Below are 16107 nucleotides of genomic sequence, written 5' to 3'. Positions count from 1 at the left end.
GGCCGCGGTGCAGATCTATCTGCCAATCGCTGAGATTTCCGTAAACATCTTCCTTCTGCTTGGACTGGGAGCCGGCGTTGGCTTCCTGTCCGGCATGTTCGGAGTGGGTGGCGGATTTCTGATGACGCCCATGCTGATGTTCATCGGCATCCCGCCCGCTGTCGCCGTCTCGACCGAGGCCAACCAGATCGTCGCCTCGTCGGCCTCCGGCGCCCTGGCCCACTGGCGACGACGAACACTCGATCCGAAAATGGGGGGGCTGCTGCTGATTGGCGGTTCCGCTGGGTCCATTTTTGGTGTCCAGCTTTTCTCGTTTTTGCGGGGGCTGGGCCAGATCGACCTTATTATCTCGCTCAGTTATGTCAGCTTCCTGGGTATTATCGGCGGGCTCATGCTGATCGAAAGCGTGCGCGCGATCATGCGTCGACGCCAGCCCGAAGAACGCCGAGAGGGCGGACGTGGCGGGCACCGCAAACGCACCTGGATTGACGCCCTGCCTTTCAAGATGCGGTTTCCGCGTTCCGGGCTCTACATCTCGGTCATCCCGCCCATAGCCATCGGCTTCTTTGTCGGCACGCTGGCCGCGATCATGGGTGTGGGCGGTGGTTTCGTCATGGTGCCGGCGATGATCTACATCCTGCGCATGCCGACCAATGTCGTGGTCGGCACCTCGCTGTTCCAGATCCTTTTCGTCACCGGTCTGACGACCTTCCTGCAAGCCTCACAGAACCAGACCGTCGATGTTGTTCTCGCCATGCTGCTGACAGTTGGCGGTGTTGTCGGCGCCCAGTTCGGTGCCCGTGCCGGACGGCATGTGAAGGGTGAGGAATTGCGCGCCCTGCTCGCCTTCATGGTGCTTGCCGTCTGCCTCAAGCTGGGCTGGGACCTCGTCGTGACACCCTCTGACATGTTTGTCGTGCTGCCGCGCGGCGGAGAGGTGGGTCACTAGTGTTGCTCGAACTCGCCCTCGCTGCCAGCCTGCAACAGGCCGTGCCCCAGGAAGCGCCGCAGATCATGGCAGCCCTGACGCATGAGACGGTCGAGATCCGCGAGGATTTTGCCGGCACAGAGCTCATCCTCTACGGCGCCACACGCGGCCTGACCATCCAGGACGAGATCGTGGTGGTCCTGCGCGGCCCGGACCAGGATCTCCGGGTCATGCAGAAGCGCCGTTCTTTTGGCATCTGGGTCAACGCCCAGGCCCAGGAGTTTGACGGCGTGCCCGCTTACTACTCCATCGCCAGCACCCGCCCGCTGGAAGAAATTGCCACGTCTGAAGCATTGATCCGTAATGATATCGGCCTGCCGCAATTACTGGTCCAGGCCTATGCGGATAGACTGAACGACCTCGAAGCCATCGAGGCCCCGGCCGAGGACAGCGAGCCGACCGGCGCGGACCTGTCGGAATACTTTGCCGCCGTGCAACGCGCCGGTGCGCGCGAAGACCTCTATTCCGCCGCTCCGCGTGGTGTGGACGTGCTTGATGGCGGCCTGTTCCGCGCGACCCTTGCCCTGCCGCCACGCACGCCGGTCGGAAACTATACGGCCGAGGTCTATCTCTTCCGGGAAGGCCGGCCGATCGCCAGCCGTTCAACCAGCATGCGTGTTGAGAAAGCCGGGATTGAGCGTGTCATCTACGAGTTCGCACACGGCGCACCGATGATTTACGGCCTGCTTTGCGTCGCCCTCGCCATGCTGGCTGGATACGCAGCTGCTGCAATGTTCGGCCGTCGCTGATTGCCTTGCGCACTGGCAGGACTAGTTCTGGGGCATGGCTCGTGACTTCACACCCATCCCCAAACCGGCGCTGTTTCTCGGCCTCGCCGGCCTGATCCCGTTCTGGACTGCGGTATTGCTGCTGGTTGCCACAGCAAACCAGGGCCGAAGCCCCGCAACAGAGATGTGGGTGTTCACGATCTACTCCGGCCTGATCGCGACTTTCCTTGGTGGTGTGCGTTGGGGTGAACTCATCACCGCTCGGGCAAGCCCGGATAGCCTGTCACTCGGAATTTCGATCGCGCCCAGCCTGTTCGCCCTCGCCTCGGTGCTAACCCACTGGGCCGGTCAGCCGATTGCCGCCTGGACCATGATGAGTGTGTGCTTCGCAGCCTTGTGGGTATGGGACAGGCAGGCAGTGCTGCGCCGTGATCTACCGGTCTGGTACGGGCGATTGCGGACAGTTCTGACCACTGGCGTGGTGCTCGCCCACCTGGCCATCAGCGTGGCCTACCTGGTCCTCGTCCGGTAACGATCCGGTACAAGCTGACGCGGCGAAATCGCATGAACCTGCTCCCGCCCTAGGACCATCACGCTGGGCACCTCACCGAAGACCGCCACGATCGCGTCGTCACAGACATTCAGCCCACCGGTATAAGCGCCAAATGCGGGCATGATCAGGCGGTCGCCATTTGTCGCAAAGGCGAAACGCCGGACGGCTCGCCCCTTGCCCCGCACTTTCGCACAGGGATGCAGGTGCCCGCAGATTTCCCCGCGCGCCGCCCCTGCCTCCGGCTCATGCCGCAGAACCAGATTTCCCAGCCTCAGCTCGTGATGGATCTCGCCGCCCAGATCCTCCGGCGGCTCCGGGTCGTGATTGCCCTCGATCCAGATCCATCGCTCCCGCGCGTTCACGAGAGCCTTCAAGCCCCCCCGATCCTCCACAGACATCCGCCCTGCAGCATCAAGGTCGTGAAAACTGTCGCCGAGCGCGATGACACAGGCCGGATCAATCTGCTCAACCACCTCCCCCAGGCGGCGCAGGGTTTCCCGGGTGTCGTAAGGCGGCAACATCTGACCTGAGCGCGCGTAGGCCGAGCCTTTTTCAAAGTGCAAGTCCGAGACGATCAGCGCATCAAATTCCGGCACAAAGAGCGCGCCGGAGCGGTGCGCGAACAGACGATGCCCAGCGAGCTCGAACGAGAGCTGATCGGCCGACTTTTCAAGCTGTCTGATCATCACGCCAACGCCTCGGCTATCAAATCCTGCGAAGCGTCCTCGAGAATGCTCTCCTGCGCCTCGCCATAGACCGGCTCCTTGCCGATCTCCAGCATCACCGGTACCGCGAGCGGCGAGATTCGGTCCAGTCCCACATGCCGGATCCGTCCCTGGACCCGTTCGAGCGCCTTGCCCAGGCGGCGGATGTCCAGAAGTCCCGAAGCGGCGTCGTTCCACGCCGCTTTCATCAGCACATGATCGGGCTCGTGCTCGCGCAGCACATTGTAGATCAAGTCCGTTGAGAAGGTGACCTGGCGGCCGGTTTTCTCCTGCCCCGGGAAACGGCGCTCGATCAGCCCGGCGATAACCGCGCAATTGCGGAAGGTTCGTTTCATCAGGTCGCTTTCGGCCAGCCACGCGTCCAGGTCATCGCCCATCATGTCCTCGGCGAACAAAGCGTTGAGATCCAGCCCGGACATGTCCCGCAGCCCCCAGACGGAAAGCGCATACTCGTTTGCAACAAACCCCATCGGCCGCATGCGCATCCGCTCCAGGCGACGTGTCAGCAACATGCCCAGGGTCTGGTGCGCGAGACGCCCTTCGAAGGGGTAACAGACGAGGTAGAATTTGGCATTGCGCGGAAAGGTTTCCACCAACAGTCCGTCTGCCCGCGGCAGTTCGGATTTCTCCTGCTGGATCCTCAGCCATTCCTGCACCTGTTCCGGCAAGTGTCCCCAGCGCACCGGATCCTGGACCATGTCACGCACACGCTCCGCGAGATAGGTGGAGAGCGGGAATTTTCCGCCCTGATAGGACGGGATCTTCGGCTCGGGATCAGAGCTTCGCGTGACCCGCGCTGCCATCTCCTCGATACCCTGGAACTTCAGGACCTGACCCGCGAACAGAAACGTGTCTCCCGGCACGAGCTGTTCGACGAACCATTCCTCGATCTGCCCCAGCCTGCGCCCGCCGCGCCCGCGCGACGAGACCACCACGTCCAGCATGGGCGCCTCTACGATCGTACCGACATTCATGCGATGTCGCTGGGCGATCTGCGGTGTACGCGCGCGCCACAACCCGTCCTTGCCCCTAACCATGCGACGAAAACGATCATAGGTCTGAAGCGCATAGCCGCCGGTTGCCGAAAACTCGAAGATCCTGTCGAACGTTTCCCGATCCATCTCGGCATAGGGCGCCGCCCGGCAGATCTCCTCAAAGAGCGCATCCTGGTCGACCGGCTCACCGCAGGCCCGCCCCATGACATGCTGGGCCAGAACATCCAGCGCCCCCGCAGCCAGCGGTTCGCCATCCAGCGCATTGGCCGCCACAGCGTCGCGTGCTGCCTCGCACTCCAGATGCTCGAAACGATTGGTCGGGGCCAGCAGGGCGCGGGACGGATCGTCCAGCCGGTGATTGGCGCGCCCCAGACGCTGCATCAAACGGGAAGACCCTTTCGGCGCTCCCATCTGGATCACCAGATCCACATCACCCCAGTCGATGCCCAGATCGAGCGTGGACGTACACACCACCGCCTTCAACGCGCCGCGCGCCATAGCCGCTTCGACCTTGCGGCGTTGTTCCGGAGCCAGCGATCCGTGGTGCAGGGCAATGGGCAGATTGTCGGCATTCATGTGCCAGAGGTCCTGGAAAGTCGCCTCGGCCTGGGAGCGTGTATTCACAAAGACCAGGGTCATGCGCGCCTGCCGGATACGCTGATAGACATCGCCCAGCGCATGGCGTCCTGAATGCCCCGCCCAGGGAATGCGCTCGTCCGGATCGAGGATTTCAACATCCGGCCGCGCGCCGGCATCACCGCGCACGATACTGGCGAAGCTGGAGGTCTCGGCCTCGTCCTGGGGCACCAGCCAGCGTGCCAGCCCCTGCTCGTCCGCCACCGTCGCGGATAGCCCTACCCGCTGGGCATTCGGCGCCCATCGCGACAAAGCCGCCATGCCAAGGCTCAGTAGATCACCCCGCTTTTGCGGCGCCAGCGCATGGATCTCGTCAATAATGATCCGCTTGAGGTCACCCAGAAAGCTCTGTGCATTCGCCGTCGCACAGAATAGTGCCAGCTGTTCCGGCGTGGTCAGCAGAATGTCTGGCGGATGAGCCCGCTGACGCTGGCGTTTCGAGGCGGAGGTATCGCCTGTTCGTGTCTCGATGCGAAGGCCCAGCCCCATTTCCTCGACTGGCTGGATCAGATTACGGGCGACATCAACCGACAGCGCCTTGAGGGGCGAAATATAGAGTGTGTGCAGCGCATGTTTACGGCGCGGATTGGTCGCGCCCTGGCCCAGGGTTTCGTGCAGCTCGACCAGGCTGGGCAGGAAACCACCCAGGGTCTTGCCGCCGCCTGTCGGTGCGATCAGCAACGCGTGCTCATCCGCTCGTGCCTTTTCCAGCATGTCCAGCTGGTGCGAGCGAGGCGCCCAGCCGCGCCGGGAAAACCAGTGCGCTATGGGGGAAGGAAGCTGAGCCGAGGCCATGCTTCATCCTGATCGCGAAAACGCGCCCGGGCAATGGTGAAACAGGCGCTGTCCACAGCCGACACACCAACAGGGGACACTGCGCCAGACTGTCCCTCTGCCGCAGAATATCGCCATGCAGCATGATGCCAGCTTCGGGACAGTGCGAGGGTGAATTATGGAACATGCGGTAATCGAGCGATTCAAATCGCTGGACGAGGCCTATCTGGCCCGGGCGCCCAAGAGTGAGCGCATGTATGCCCGTTTCGCCGCCCTCTCCTCGCTTAACGCCAAACAGGATGTCGAATGCCTGATCGAACGCGTCTTCGAGGCCCGCGACCAGCTCAATGACGGGCTGGGTGCCTGGAAAGCTCCGGCAAAGGCCATGCGCCTTGTCTTTGCTGCTGCCCTTGTTACCGCCGGCCGTAGTGCAAAGCATTTCTTTGATGTCCGCGAAGGGCTCAAGGAACGTCGCAAGGCCCGCGGCAGTCGGCATCTGTCGCAAGGTGGATCCTGCGCCGCACTTGCCCTGCTTGCTGCGGGCGGCCATGCGCACCAGGCGGATCATTTCTACGATAATCTCGACGCCATTGCCGCGCCCTGGTGGCGCCGCGAACCGATGCGGGAGGAAGTTCTCGCGGCTGCCTTCACCGCATTGGGCGAGACGCCGGAAGATTGCGCCGTCCGCCTGGATCGCACACGCGAGGCCCTGCGTTCGGCCGGTATTCCCAAATCCCACGCCGATGCGGCGGCTTATGAAGTTGCGCTGCTGGACACGGATTACGGCGATATCGCTGCATCCTGGACCAGTCTGAACCTGGCCGTTCGCGGTCGCTCTTCCCTGCGTCATGGTGTCGGCAAGACCGGCCTCGCCGTGCTCGCGGCCCAGGGCGACGGAGCCAGTATGGCCGACGCGCTGGTGCGCAGTTTCGAGACCATCAAGGAGATGCGCCCGCGTGTCTCCAGCACTGCCGCGCCGAAAATCGCCATGCGTCTGGCCCAGATGCAAATGGGAGATGCCAGCCCTGTCGGTGCGGCAGCTGACCTGGCCGCGATCCTCGCGGCCCAGGCGGCCATGGTCGCGGCGATCACCGCCGCCAGCTCCAGCGCTGCTGTCGCCACCACCGCGACTTAACGGGTGACATCGCGCAACGCGCGAGGCATTCTCTCCCCGACAGGGGGAAAAATTGCCATTCAAGTCACTGAATTCGGCTCATATTATCGAAACTCTCGATCGCCTCGCTGACCGCGTGCGCGAGCGTTTCCCTGATGCCAGCCTGAATAATGTCGTTGCCGAGGTTATAGAGCTGGGCAAGCGCGACCGACGCCGCTCCGAGCGCCTGGCCAGACCGTACATCGTCCTGCGCATGGGCACCGCTGCCGCCATTCTCGGCGCGGTCGTGGCCCTTACCTATATGGGATATTGGCTTTACTCGGCGATCGGCGTGAACGGCACCGGCGCCGACATCTTCACCGTTTTCGAGGGCGTCGAAGCAGGGCTGAACATCGTCATCCTGGCAGCGGTCGCCATCTTCACGCTCTCGCGCATCGAGGAGCGCCTCAAGCGAAGCCTCGCCCTGGACGATCTGCACGAACTGCGCTCGATCGCCCACATCATCGACATGCACCAGCTGACCAAGGACCCGACGGCGGTCCTCAAGCTGGGACCGCGCACGGAATCCTCGCCGACGCGGGAAATGTCGGATTTCGAGTTGTCGCGATATCTGGATTATTGCGCCGAACTGCTCAGCCTGGCGGGCAAGATCGCCGCGCTCTACGCCCAGAATTCACGCGACCCGGTCGTTATCGCCGCCGTCAATGACATTGAATCCCTGACTTCGAACATGTCCGCCAAGATCTGGCAGAAAATCATCATTGTACGCGAATCCGCCTGATCGCTTTCAGGCGAGTTATATAATTTAGTTTCCCCTCGAGATTGCAGAGTGCTAGTTGCGCTCTCCCCGTTAAAAGGAGCCCCCGATGGACCCCCAGGAACTGATGTCCGGTGATAATCTCTCCTCTCTCATAGAACGCGGCATTGATGCAGGCACAAGCCTGGCTCTGGCTGCGCTCATCCTCATTGTCGGCATGATGGTCGCTGGTGGCGTCCGCAAGGCCGTACGCAATGCCGCTGTCAAAAGCGACCGCATCGACGACACGCTGGGCGGATTTTTCGCCTCACTGGCCTATTACGGCATCATGGCGATTGTCGTCATCGCCGTTCTCAATCGCTTTGGCGTTGAAACGACCAGCCTCGTCGCGGCCCTGGGTGCAGCGACACTGGCTATTGGCCTGGCCCTGCAGGGCACGCTGTCCAACCTGGCAGCCGGCGTGATGATCATCCTCTTTCGCCCCTACAAGCTGGGTGACTTCGTCGAGGTGGCCGGCCAGGCCGGTTCCGTGAAGGACATAACCCTCTTCACCACAGAGCTGGCAACCGGTGACAACAAGAAGGTCATCGTCCCCAACGGCTCCGCTTGGGGCGATGTGATCACGAACTATTCCGCCAACGATACCCGCCGCGTCGATTTCACCTTCTCGATCGATTATTCCGACGATATCGACAAGGCCATGCAGATCATCCAGGACACGCTGGGCGCTGACGAAAGAGTGTTCAAGGACCCGGCGGTATTCACAGCTGTAATGGCCCATGGCGGCTCGTCAGTGGATATCGTGACACGTGTCTGGTGTAACTCCGGCGATTACTGGGGTGTGCACTTCGACGCCATGAAAAACGTCAAGGAAGCCTTCGACAAGGGCGGCATCTCGATCCCGTACCCGCACCAGGTCAACATGACCCGCGAAGGCTGAGATCGCCCTCTTTGTGCCCAATTTGCTGATAGAGTGAAGACATGAGTACTGATCGCGATACCAGCCCGACATCCTCGCAAGCGGATGACAGCGGCTTCCTGCAGCGCCTGTTCAAGCTGTCGCCGAACGACCTGCTGCGCCTTCTTTTCCTGTGTGTTCTGGTCGGCCTGCTGCTGGCCGCCTTCAATGTCGACCCGCGTCGGCTGTGGGTGGATTTCTTCGGCACACTTGTCGAAAGCTGGACCAGCATTGTCAGCGCTATCGTGAACAGTGCAGGACACGCGATCGAATATCTGCTGCTGGGTGCGGTCCTGGTCGTTCCGATCTGGCTGCTGATGCGGGTGCTCGGCGCCATGCGCCGCGACTAGCAACTTGATCCGCAAGCCGGATTACCTGAATTTGGGGCTCCACTCGGAGCCCCTTTTCATATCATGACCCCGGAACGCCAGAAATTTCTCAATGATCTCGCCACCCTGCTGGTGGACGGATCCCCGCACGCGGTCGCCCTCGGCTTCAAGGTTGATGACGTTGGCGAAGGCGATGCACACATGCGCCTGCCCTATCGCGAGGACCTCGTTGGCGACCCCGAAACCGGTGTGATCCATGGCGGGGCTGTCACGGCCCTTCTCGATCATGTCTGCGGCCTGGCTGCCTTTACCGGATTTGGTGGTGAGGACACGCCCGCCACCCTTGACCTGCGCATCGACTACATGCGCCCGGCAGAACCGGGACAGGATATCATCGCCGAAGCTGTCAGCCTGCGCTCACGGGGCCTGGTGTCTTTCGTGCGGGCCACAGCGCATGACGGCAATACCGACGAGCCTGTCGCCATTGCCCAGGCTGCCTTCATGATCACCAACGCCTCCAAGGCCGCGCAGGACCGCGCGCGGAAAGCCATCCGCGAGGGAGATGCATCATGAGCGAACCTCTGATCAGTACTCTCCTTGAGACGCCGTATATCGCGGGCCTCGGCGTGGAGTTCGATCATCGCGGTGACGAGCTGACCGGCTGCCTGCCCTTCCGGGATGACCTGGTCGGCAATCCGCTGATCCCGGCCCTGCACGGGGGCGCGGTCGGTGCGTTTCTGGAGATTGTCGCGACAGGTTCACTGATCGTCAGCCAGCCGCTCGATCGGTTGCCCAAACCTATCGACATTGCCATCGACTATCTGCGCCCGGCCCGGGCCGCTGATGTCTTCGCCCGCGCCCAGGTTGCCCGCAGCGGACGCCGGGTCGCCAATGTGCGGGTAGAGGCCTGGCAAGGCCGTCGCGGCGCGCCGGTAGCAACCCTGCACGGACATTTCCTGATCACGCCCAAACGCTCGGACGACTGAGCCTTCCAGGGTGCGGCGGCGTGTCACTTTCCGACCACCCAAGCGCGCCCTAAATTGGGAACATGATCAACGACGGCCCAGTCATCGCCTATTACGACGCCCTCTGCCCGCTTTGCCGGCGGGAGATGCGCCATTATAGCAAGTTCGGTCCAGAGAAGATTATTCTCTCCGACTGCAATGCCGAGGACCTCGCCGAAGACGTCGATCGCGAAGCGGCCCTTGCGGCCTTGCATGTTCGCCTGCCCGACAATCGTGTTGTCACCGGCGTCGATGCCTTCATCGCCATCTGGGAACGCCTGCCGCGCTGGCACATTCTCGCGACGCTGCTGCGCCCGTGGATCATCCGCAAACCGCTCGACGCCATCTACCGCTTCCTCGCACCCTACCGGCCGCGCCAGACCTGTCGCGACGGCGTTTGCCCCACAGATTAAACGCTTGAAATCAGGATGCTCTCGCGGCTAGCTGCGAGACATGGAACAGCCGCTGACCCGCAAGGCCGTGCTCGCACGCGCCTGGCCCCTCATCTTCGCCAACGCCACTGTCCCGCTTGCCGGGGTGATCGATACCTTTGTGCTCGGCCTGTCGGGCGACAGTTCGGATCTTGGCGGCGTGGCGCTGGGTGGAGCCCTCTTCTCGGTCTTCTACTGGAGTTTCTACTTCCTGCGCATGGGCACCACCGGCATGACCGCCCAGGCCGATGGCGCCGGGCGCCTGGCGGAAGTCCAACGCATCCTGTTGCGGGCGAGTGTGGTTGCCATCAATCTGGGTTTGCTGGTCTGGATCTTCCGCCACCCGATCTCCGACATCGGCTTCGCCATCCTGCAAGGCACCGAAACCGTTGAATACAAGGGCGCGGACTATCTGCTCGCCCGCGCCTGGGGCGCCCCGGCGGCGCTGGCCGGGTTCGCGATATCCGGCTGGCTTATCGGACTGGGACGCAACAGCGCGACGCTGGCGATCTATGCCGTGTTTTCCGGCGTGAACATCCTGCTCGATTTCTGGTTTGTGCTGGGACTGGGCATGGGCCCGGGTGGTGTCGGCGCCGCGACGGCGATCGCGGAATGGACCGCGGCGCTCGTGGCAATCGGATTTGCCCTGCATGCCATCCGGGCACAGAAGGGCTGGGCGGACCATGTGCTTGACCGGGCCAAGCTTCTCGACACGCGTGCCCTGGCCGAGATGTTCGACGTCAACCTGAACCTGATGATCCGCACCTGGTCTCTGGTTATCGGCTTCACCTGGTTTGCCAATGCAGGCGCGCGGCAGGGCACGTCAGCGCTCGCGGGCAATCATGTTCTGCTGCAAATCATCACGCTCTGGGCCTTCGTCCTGGACGCCTTCGCCTTCGTCGCGGAGACCGAGGCGGGCCGGGCCTTCGGACGCAAGTCGAAGGAGGCGCTGCGCCGCGCGATCCGCATGACCGGTGAGCCGATGTTCATGGCCGGTGCGGTATTTGCGGTGCTGACTTTCTTCTTCGGCGAGCTCGCCCTGACCCTGGTGATCGAGGATGAGGCCGCGCGCCAGGCCGCCATCACCTATCTGCCCTGGTGTGCTGTCATCCCGCTCTTGGGTGCCGGTGCCTGGTTGCTGGACGGGGTCTTCATTGGAACCACCAGCGGCAAGATCCTGCGCAATGCCGGAGTTGCCGCGGTGCTGGTCTATCTGGCTGCCGACTTCGTGCTCGCGCCTGCCTACGGCAATCACGGTGTCTGGGCCGCCTTCCTGGTCTTCTATGTCGCGCGAGGCGCAACGCTGGCGGCCGCCTATCCGGCGCTCGAACGCCGGCTTTACTCAGCGCCAACGGCCTCGGAGACAGATGCAAACCCGTCCGAATAAAGACGTTCAGCCAGACCGGTCTTGATACGGCCGATCAGGCTGGGGCCTTCATAGACAAGTGCCGTGTAGAGCTGGATGGCATTGGCGCCCGCACGGATCTTGGCGTAGGCCGTGTCCGCATCGCGCACGCCACCTACACCGATGATGTTCAGTTCCGGTCCGGCCGCATTGCGGAAAGCCCGCACCAGCTCAGTCGAGCGTTCAAACACCGGCGGTCCCGACAGGCCGCCCATTTCTTCCGCAAGCTCACTGCGCAGGCTGTCCGGGCGGGCAAGCGTCGTGTTGGAAACGATCAGCCCGTCCATCTTGAAAGTGGTCACAACATCGATGATGTCTGCCACTTCCTCGTCCGCGATATCCGGAGCGATCTTGAGGAAAAGCGGCGCCTTGCCCCGCACCTCGACCACACGCGAAATCAGCTCGACCAGGGTCTGTTTGGACTGCATGTCGCGCAGGCCCGGCGTATTCGGCGAGGAGATATTCACGGTGAAGAACTGCGCATCATCCTTCAGCTCTTCCAGACAGGCCACATAGTCCGCGACCCGGTCCTCGCTATCCAGATTGGCCCCCAGATTGACACCGACAATGCCGCCGCGATGCGACCGGCTGCGCAGGTTCCGGGCGAAATTCTCCAGTCCCAGATTGGGGAAGCCCATGCGATTGATCACCGCCTCGTCCTCCGACAGGCGGAAGATGCGTGGCTTGGGCTTGCCGTTTTGGCCACGTGGCGTGACTGCGCCGAGCTCGACAAAACCGAAGCCCATGGCCAGCAAGGCGTCCGGTACATCGCCGTTCTTGTCATATCCGGCCGCCAACCCCAGCGGGTTGGACAGCTTCAATCCGGCGAGCTCGGTCGCCAGCACCTGATCATCCTGGCGCAACTGACGCGGCCCGAAACCGTATTTCAGGCCCATGATGGACAGGCGGTGTGCTTCTTCCGGATCGAAAGCGTGCAGCAGGCGAGTTGCGATATCGTGGATCAACGGCTGCCCTCCAGATCGTTCGGCATGATCCAGCCGCCCTCTTCATTGCGGCCGATCAGGCGCACACCCCTCACCGCGCTTGCAGGGATGGTGCCGTAGATGTGCGGAAAGAGCTCGCCGCCACGGGAGACTTCCCACTTCACAGTGTCACCAAGGCCTTCCAGACCAATCTCGGCCAGGACGAGGCGGTCATGCTGGTTGTAGTGCTTCAGCAACGTGCCCTCGACCTGGGAGGCCGCCGAGAGATGGATGAATCCGTCCGCAATATCATGCGGGTCGCCTTCAAAAACACCGGCAGCCATGACCTCGGCCCAGCGCTCGGGTGTTGCGAGTCGGTATGCAATCTTGTCTGTCATGGCGGCAGGCCTAGCCGCGCACTCAGCGCGGCGCAAGCCCGACTCGCCCCTGCAAGTGTTTTCCGATAGCTTGGCGCAACCAAGGACTGCCAAATGTTCACTCACGCCCAGATCTGGCGGGGGATCGATCTGCTCGCCGCTCACGCACAAACCAGCCCCTCAGGACTCGCCCGCCGGGCGGGCCTGGATGCGACGACTTTCAACCCGTCCAAGCGGGTTTCAGCCGATGGATCCAAAGCGCGCTGGCCTTCGACCGAGAGCCTGACCAAGGCCCTGAGTGCGGCCAATCTGGATTTCGAGAGTTTTGCGGCACTTGTGCTGGACCGTGACAGTCGTTCCGCCCTTCCAAGACTGGAAATGGCAGACACGGCAGGTGGCCAGGCCTTCTCCCCCGGGGGCGTGCCGCGAGGCCCTGGATGGACGCTGAAACCCTTTCCCGGCGTGGTCCTGAGCGACGCTTATTCGCTGACCATAACCGACACGGCACTGGAGCCGGCCTACCGGGTGGGTGACACACTGGTCGTCAGCCCCTCGGCCGATATCGGCGATGGCAACCGCGTTGTGGTCGAACGTTCCGACGGCACGATCAGTGCCTGGGTGTTTCGCAATCGCTCGGCCCAGGAAATCGAACTGTCCCCCATAAACACGCGCAATGAAACTCGCCGTGTCTCGCTGGCCGATATTCGCTGGATGTCGCGGATCCTGTGGGTCAGTCAGTGACGCATGCGAGCGTCTGCCCACGCAGCGGCCGCACGCCGGTCATCAATCAGTTCTGCGAGCTGGCGGGCGTCTGACTGGACAGCAGCCTCGAACGCGTCGCGGGGTTGCATCTGCACACAGACGGCCAGTTGCTGTCGGGCCTGCTGGTAATAGGCGGCATCATCCAGCGCCAGCAGGGCCAGGGCGAAGAAATAGCGTGGCGCCGGATTATGCGGATCAAGCGCTATGGCGTTGGTGTAGAAACCGATCCCCGCATCCACTGACGCTCCCAGCGCCCGCATGCCGCGATTGCCGCCACGGCGGGCGACTTCCAGATGCCACGCCCCCAGCATGCCAACCGCCCACGGATCGTTCGGATTTTCCTCGACCAGCGTCTCGAGCAGGCGTTTGCCCCGCTGCGGGATGCGACCGACATAGGCACGCATGCCATTCATGAAACGCCCGCGATATCCCAGCGCTCCGGCCAGCCGCAGACGCGCCTCGGCGTGTTCGTCGTCCAACCGGTGTGCATGCTCCGCCAGCTGCACGGCGCGACGGGCCAGTTCCGGGCGTTCCGGATGCAGGGGTTCGACCATCAGCTGAGCCAGGATCGCCCCGGCTGCAAATGCGTAACCATCAGCGCCGCCGGCAAGCTGGGCATGGGCGGCGGCATCCTGCCAGCGTCCCTCGACATAGGCCTGGCGAGCCTGGTCCATATCGGCATGGGCCGGCAGGGAGATCAGGCAGGTGAGTATCAGAACGATCAAACGATGCATGGGCAAACGCTAGTCCAAACCGGGTTGCACGTTAAGGGCGGGGCGCGACTTTTCGCGTCATCGCCGCTTGCACGATGTCGCGATAAAACATCACTGAAAGGTTCCCTGCTCATGAACACGGTCTTCAAACCGCCCATGCCTCCCCTTGCCCGCTAGAGCGGAGGGGGACGTTTGATGCCGGGCGATTGCTGGACCAATTTCCGGGCGATGAGCCGAAATCCGCTGGAAGTCTGGGGTGAACAGCACTTCCACCTCAACATTGCGCCGTTCCGTTTTCTCGGACGCTCTTCGCTGATCATCAATGATCCGGGTGCCATCCATCACTGTTTTATCGCCAATGTCGGCAGTTACCGGATGAACCCGATGCGCCAGGCGGTCCTGCGTCCCTTCCTGCGCGACGGGTTACTGACGGCGGAGGGAGAGATCTGGAAGACGGCCCGCAAGGCCGTGTCTCCGGTCTTTACACCGCGCAAGGTCGGCGCGGTCGCCCCTCGCCTGAACAAGCAGACCGCCCGGCCGACTTTCTGGACCTGCTTCTGAGTGCTGGCCTCGATGATACCGCCGTCGTCGACAATCTGCTGACCTTCCTGGCGGCAGGCTATGAAACCACGGCTCGCACGCTGACCTGGACGCTCTATCTGCTGTCGCAATCACCGGTCGCTCTGGCGCGCCTGGAACAGGAACTCGACAGGGCGGATCTGGATCCGCAGACGCCGGAAAACTGGACGGATGACCTGCCCTGGACGGTCGCTGTCATCAAGGAAAGTCTGCGTCTATATCCGTCCGCCACGATCCTTGCCCGCTGCTTCATCGAAGCGGATGATGTGGGCGGCGTGCCCATTCCGGCCAATACGGATGTGCCGGTCTCGACATGGCTGCTCCACCGCCATCGCGAGCTCTGGCCAGAACCGGACGAGTTTCGACCGGAACGCTTCCTGGGCGAAGCCGGAGAGAGCATCAGCCGCTTTGCCTATCTGCCTTTCGGTATCGGACCACGCGTCTATATCGGCGCGCGCTTCGCGATGATGAAAATGGCCATTGTGCTAGCCGTTCTGTTGCGCGATCTGAAGTTCCAGTTCGCAGGCCATCGACACCCTCTGCCGGTGATGCGCATCACCCTGCAGCCGGATGTCGATGTGGCGATGAAGGTCACTCGTCGTTCAGCGGATACTGGAACACCTGTTCGAGCGGCACCTTGAACACGCTGGCGATCTTGAAGGCCACTTCCAGCGACGGCGAATAACGACCCTGTTCAATCGCCAACACCGTCTGACGGGTAACGCCGATGCGCTTGGCCAGCTCGGCCTGTGTCATCTCGTCTGCATCAAAGCGCAGGCGCCGGATGTCATTCGTGATCTTGGTCGGCTTGCTCATCACACCGCCCCGCGATAGGCGAACAGCTTGATGACTGTGCCAAGAGCAGCGCTCGACCAGGCCCCGATGAACAGGCAATTGGCGACCCAGAACGTGTCATACTCCATCCAGATCAGCACCAACGCACCGATAACCGCGACCGACAGCAAGTGCCCGCCCATGGCGTCACCCAGACGACCGATATGTTTGTCCCGCTCGTCCTCATTGCCGAACTCGGCATCGACGGCGTCCTTGCCCTCTTTCACCGTCAGCCAGATGGCAGAACCGACAGAGACCAGGATCGCGGTGATGATCGACAGTATAACGCCGACAACAACCGCATAGATCATCGGGCGCGTATAGGCGATTTCCGCGACAGGCATCTCGCCCATTTGCGGCACGACCTGCATGGCATACCAGGCTAGAACCAGGAGGCTGGTGACCAGGCCGGCAGTGTTGATGCGCTCGTAAAAACTCATGTTAAAAACCTTCCACACAGTGTCTGAAATTCTTTACATGCACTGATGTAAGAAATCCCGAACCCCATGTCAATTATTTTTT

General features: G+C 62.4%; 21 protein-coding genes. 14 read left to right on the top strand and 7 right to left on the bottom strand.

The genetic code is table 11. The features are described 5' to 3' along the window. The first annotated feature begins 7 nt into the window (after positions 1 to 7). Genes JJ889_RS03785 through JJ889_RS03775 form a run of 3 tightly spaced genes read left to right on the top strand, consistent with a single transcriptional unit; the run spans position 8 to position 2248 of the window. Positions 8 to 949, top strand: a complete 942-nt coding sequence (locus tag JJ889_RS03785; RefSeq protein WP_291891607.1) for a sulfite exporter TauE/SafE family protein — start codon at positions 8 to 10, stop codon at positions 947 to 949. Beyond that, positions 949 to 1737 (top strand): TIGR02186 family protein, encoded by a 789-nt coding sequence (locus tag JJ889_RS03780; RefSeq protein WP_291891605.1) that lies wholly within the window; start codon positions 949 to 951, stop codon positions 1735 to 1737. The genes JJ889_RS03785 and JJ889_RS03780 overlap by 1 nt, the downstream gene beginning before the upstream one ends. Before the next feature lie 34 nt (positions 1738 to 1771). Further along, positions 1772 to 2248 carry a DUF3429 domain-containing protein gene (locus tag JJ889_RS03775; protein ID WP_291891604.1) on the top strand — a complete coding sequence of 159 codons (477 nt, stop codon included), beginning with the start codon at positions 1772 to 1774 and terminating at the stop codon, positions 2246 to 2248. On the opposite strand, the gene pdeM is transcribed toward JJ889_RS03775, so the two are convergent. Then, positions 2227 to 2955 (bottom strand): ligase-associated DNA damage response endonuclease PdeM, encoded by a 729-nt coding sequence (gene pdeM / locus JJ889_RS03770; RefSeq protein ID WP_291891603.1) that lies wholly within the window; start codon positions 2953 to 2955, stop codon positions 2227 to 2229. The genes JJ889_RS03775 and pdeM overlap by 22 nt on opposite strands. Continuing rightward, positions 2955 to 5420, bottom strand: coding sequence for a ligase-associated DNA damage response DEXH box helicase (locus JJ889_RS03765; RefSeq protein WP_291891601.1), 2466 nt, complete (start codon positions 5418 to 5420; stop codon positions 2955 to 2957). Before JJ889_RS03765 ends, pdeM begins: the two co-directional genes overlap by 1 nt. A gap of 157 nt (positions 5421 to 5577) precedes the next feature. Between JJ889_RS03765 and JJ889_RS03760 the strand changes: the two genes are divergently transcribed. The 8 genes from JJ889_RS03760 (at position 5578) to JJ889_RS03725 (ending at position 11379) form a co-directional block, all read left to right on the top strand. Beyond that, a complete protein-coding gene (locus JJ889_RS03760; protein ID WP_291891599.1) occupies positions 5578 to 6534 on the top strand; it encodes a hypothetical protein in 957 nt (318 codons plus the stop codon). Between the two features lie 52 nt (positions 6535 to 6586). Next, complete coding sequence (locus JJ889_RS03755; RefSeq protein WP_291891597.1) at positions 6587 to 7294, top strand: hypothetical protein; 708 nt, start codon at positions 6587 to 6589, stop codon at positions 7292 to 7294. A gap of 85 nt (positions 7295 to 7379) precedes the next feature. Further along, a complete protein-coding gene (locus JJ889_RS03750) occupies positions 7380 to 8210 on the top strand; it encodes a mechanosensitive ion channel domain-containing protein (RefSeq protein WP_291891596.1) in 831 nt (276 codons plus the stop codon). Between the two features lie 41 nt (positions 8211 to 8251). Next, on the top strand, positions 8252 to 8578 hold the full coding sequence (locus tag JJ889_RS03745; RefSeq protein WP_291891594.1) for a DUF6460 domain-containing protein: 327 nt from the start codon (positions 8252 to 8254) through the stop codon (positions 8576 to 8578). 63 nt (positions 8579 to 8641) lie between these two features. Further along, complete coding sequence (locus JJ889_RS03740; RefSeq protein WP_291891591.1) at positions 8642 to 9130, top strand: PaaI family thioesterase; 489 nt, start codon at positions 8642 to 8644, stop codon at positions 9128 to 9130. Further along, positions 9127 to 9543 carry a PaaI family thioesterase gene (locus JJ889_RS03735; RefSeq protein WP_291891590.1) on the top strand — a complete coding sequence of 139 codons (417 nt, stop codon included), beginning with the start codon at positions 9127 to 9129 and terminating at the stop codon, positions 9541 to 9543. Before JJ889_RS03740 ends, JJ889_RS03735 begins: the two co-directional genes overlap by 4 nt. 62 nt (positions 9544 to 9605) lie before the next feature. Beyond that, positions 9606 to 9974, top strand: a complete 369-nt coding sequence (locus tag JJ889_RS03730) for a thiol-disulfide oxidoreductase DCC family protein (protein ID WP_291891589.1) — start codon at positions 9606 to 9608, stop codon at positions 9972 to 9974. 40 nt (positions 9975 to 10014) lie between these two features. After that, the gene (locus JJ889_RS03725; RefSeq protein ID WP_291891586.1) at positions 10015 to 11379 is read left to right on the top strand and encodes an MATE family efflux transporter; all 1365 of its coding nucleotides are present in this window, start codon (positions 10015 to 10017) and stop codon (positions 11377 to 11379) included. Here the strand turns inward: JJ889_RS03725 and JJ889_RS03720 are convergent. Beyond that, the gene (locus JJ889_RS03720) at positions 11331 to 12362 is read right to left on the bottom strand and encodes a quinone-dependent dihydroorotate dehydrogenase (RefSeq protein WP_291891584.1); all 1032 of its coding nucleotides are present in this window, start codon (positions 12360 to 12362) and stop codon (positions 11331 to 11333) included. The two genes, JJ889_RS03725 and JJ889_RS03720, sit on opposite strands and share 49 nt — an antisense overlap. Then, positions 12359 to 12718 carry a DUF952 domain-containing protein gene (locus JJ889_RS03715; RefSeq protein WP_291891582.1) on the bottom strand — a complete coding sequence of 120 codons (360 nt, stop codon included), beginning with the start codon at positions 12716 to 12718 and terminating at the stop codon, positions 12359 to 12361. Before JJ889_RS03715 ends, JJ889_RS03720 begins: the two co-directional genes overlap by 4 nt. A gap of 93 nt (positions 12719 to 12811) precedes the next feature. Here JJ889_RS03715 and JJ889_RS03710 point away from each other — a divergent pair, with 93 nt between their 5' ends. Beyond that, the gene (locus JJ889_RS03710) at positions 12812 to 13438 is read left to right on the top strand and encodes a helix-turn-helix transcriptional regulator (protein ID WP_291891580.1); all 627 of its coding nucleotides are present in this window, start codon (positions 12812 to 12814) and stop codon (positions 13436 to 13438) included. Here JJ889_RS03710 and JJ889_RS03705 read toward each other — a convergent pair. Beyond that, the gene (locus JJ889_RS03705; RefSeq protein WP_291891578.1) at positions 13432 to 14193 is read right to left on the bottom strand and encodes a hypothetical protein; all 762 of its coding nucleotides are present in this window, start codon (positions 14191 to 14193) and stop codon (positions 13432 to 13434) included. The genes JJ889_RS03710 and JJ889_RS03705 overlap by 7 nt on opposite strands. Before the next feature lie 174 nt (positions 14194 to 14367). On the opposite strand from JJ889_RS03705, the gene JJ889_RS03700 reads away from it, so the two are divergent. Together JJ889_RS03700 and JJ889_RS03695 are read left to right on the top strand one after the other, a co-directional pair. After that, complete coding sequence (locus JJ889_RS03700) at positions 14368 to 14733, top strand: hypothetical protein (RefSeq protein ID WP_291891577.1); 366 nt, start codon at positions 14368 to 14370, stop codon at positions 14731 to 14733. Then, positions 14619 to 15392: a cytochrome P450 gene (locus tag JJ889_RS03695; RefSeq protein ID WP_366940054.1), complete on the top strand. Its 774-nt coding sequence runs from the start codon at positions 14619 to 14621 to the stop codon at positions 15390 to 15392. Before JJ889_RS03700 ends, JJ889_RS03695 begins: the two co-directional genes overlap by 115 nt. Here JJ889_RS03695 and JJ889_RS03690 read toward each other — a convergent pair. Both JJ889_RS03690 and JJ889_RS03685 read right to left on the bottom strand, forming a co-directional pair. Further along, positions 15343 to 15567 (bottom strand): helix-turn-helix transcriptional regulator, encoded by a 225-nt coding sequence (locus JJ889_RS03690; RefSeq protein ID WP_366940032.1) that lies wholly within the window; start codon positions 15565 to 15567, stop codon positions 15343 to 15345. The two genes, JJ889_RS03695 and JJ889_RS03690, sit on opposite strands and share 50 nt — an antisense overlap. Beyond that, a complete protein-coding gene (locus tag JJ889_RS03685) occupies positions 15567 to 16025 on the bottom strand; it encodes a hypothetical protein (protein ID WP_291891575.1) in 459 nt (152 codons plus the stop codon). Before JJ889_RS03685 ends, JJ889_RS03690 begins: the two co-directional genes overlap by 1 nt. Between the last annotated feature and the right edge of the window lie 82 nt (positions 16026 to 16107).

Origin of the sequence: Maricaulis sp., assembly GCF_017643475.1 — a bacterium.
Taxonomy (GTDB): domain Bacteria; phylum Pseudomonadota; class Alphaproteobacteria; order Caulobacterales; family Maricaulaceae; genus Maricaulis.
The sequence above is the reverse complement of the archived record's forward strand: the minus strand, read 5'-3'. Positions and strand labels throughout refer to the sequence as shown.

Excerpts from the sequence above, each read along its gene's own strand:
- JJ889_RS03730 (WP_291891589.1), top strand. The coding sequence starts at position 9,606 with ATGATCAACGACGGCCCAGTCATCGCCTATTACGACGCCCTCTGCCCG.
- JJ889_RS03775 (WP_291891604.1), top strand. The coding sequence starts at position 1,772 with ATGGCTCGTGACTTCACACCCATCCCCAAACCGGCGCTGTTTCTCGGC.
- JJ889_RS03750 (WP_291891596.1), top strand. The coding sequence starts at position 7,380 with ATGGACCCCCAGGAACTGATGTCCGGTGATAATCTCTCCTCTCTCATA.
- JJ889_RS03715 (WP_291891582.1), bottom strand. The coding sequence starts at position 12,718 with ATGACAGACAAGATTGCATACCGACTCGCAACACCCGAGCGCTGGGCC.
- JJ889_RS03760 (WP_291891599.1), top strand. The coding sequence starts at position 5,578 with ATGGAACATGCGGTAATCGAGCGATTCAAATCGCTGGACGAGGCCTAT.
- JJ889_RS03710 (WP_291891580.1), top strand. The coding sequence starts at position 12,812 with ATGTTCACTCACGCCCAGATCTGGCGGGGGATCGATCTGCTCGCCGCT.
- JJ889_RS03700 (WP_291891577.1), top strand. The coding sequence starts at position 14,368 with ATGCCGGGCGATTGCTGGACCAATTTCCGGGCGATGAGCCGAAATCCG.
- JJ889_RS03765 (WP_291891601.1), bottom strand. The coding sequence starts at position 5,420 with ATGGCCTCGGCTCAGCTTCCTTCCCCCATAGCGCACTGGTTTTCCCGG.
- JJ889_RS03735 (WP_291891590.1), top strand. The coding sequence starts at position 9,127 with ATGAGCGAACCTCTGATCAGTACTCTCCTTGAGACGCCGTATATCGCG.
- JJ889_RS03740 (WP_291891591.1), top strand. The coding sequence starts at position 8,642 with ATGACCCCGGAACGCCAGAAATTTCTCAATGATCTCGCCACCCTGCTG.
- JJ889_RS03725 (WP_291891586.1), top strand. The coding sequence starts at position 10,015 with ATGGAACAGCCGCTGACCCGCAAGGCCGTGCTCGCACGCGCCTGGCCC.
- JJ889_RS03685 (WP_291891575.1), bottom strand. The coding sequence starts at position 16,025 with ATGAGTTTTTACGAGCGCATCAACACTGCCGGCCTGGTCACCAGCCTC.
- JJ889_RS03745 (WP_291891594.1), top strand. The coding sequence starts at position 8,252 with ATGAGTACTGATCGCGATACCAGCCCGACATCCTCGCAAGCGGATGAC.
- pdeM (WP_291891603.1), bottom strand. The coding sequence starts at position 2,955 with ATGATCAGACAGCTTGAAAAGTCGGCCGATCAGCTCTCGTTCGAGCTC.
- JJ889_RS03705 (WP_291891578.1), bottom strand. The coding sequence starts at position 14,193 with ATGCATCGTTTGATCGTTCTGATACTCACCTGCCTGATCTCCCTGCCG.
- JJ889_RS03690 (WP_366940032.1), bottom strand. The coding sequence starts at position 15,567 with ATGAGCAAGCCGACCAAGATCACGAATGACATCCGGCGCCTGCGCTTT.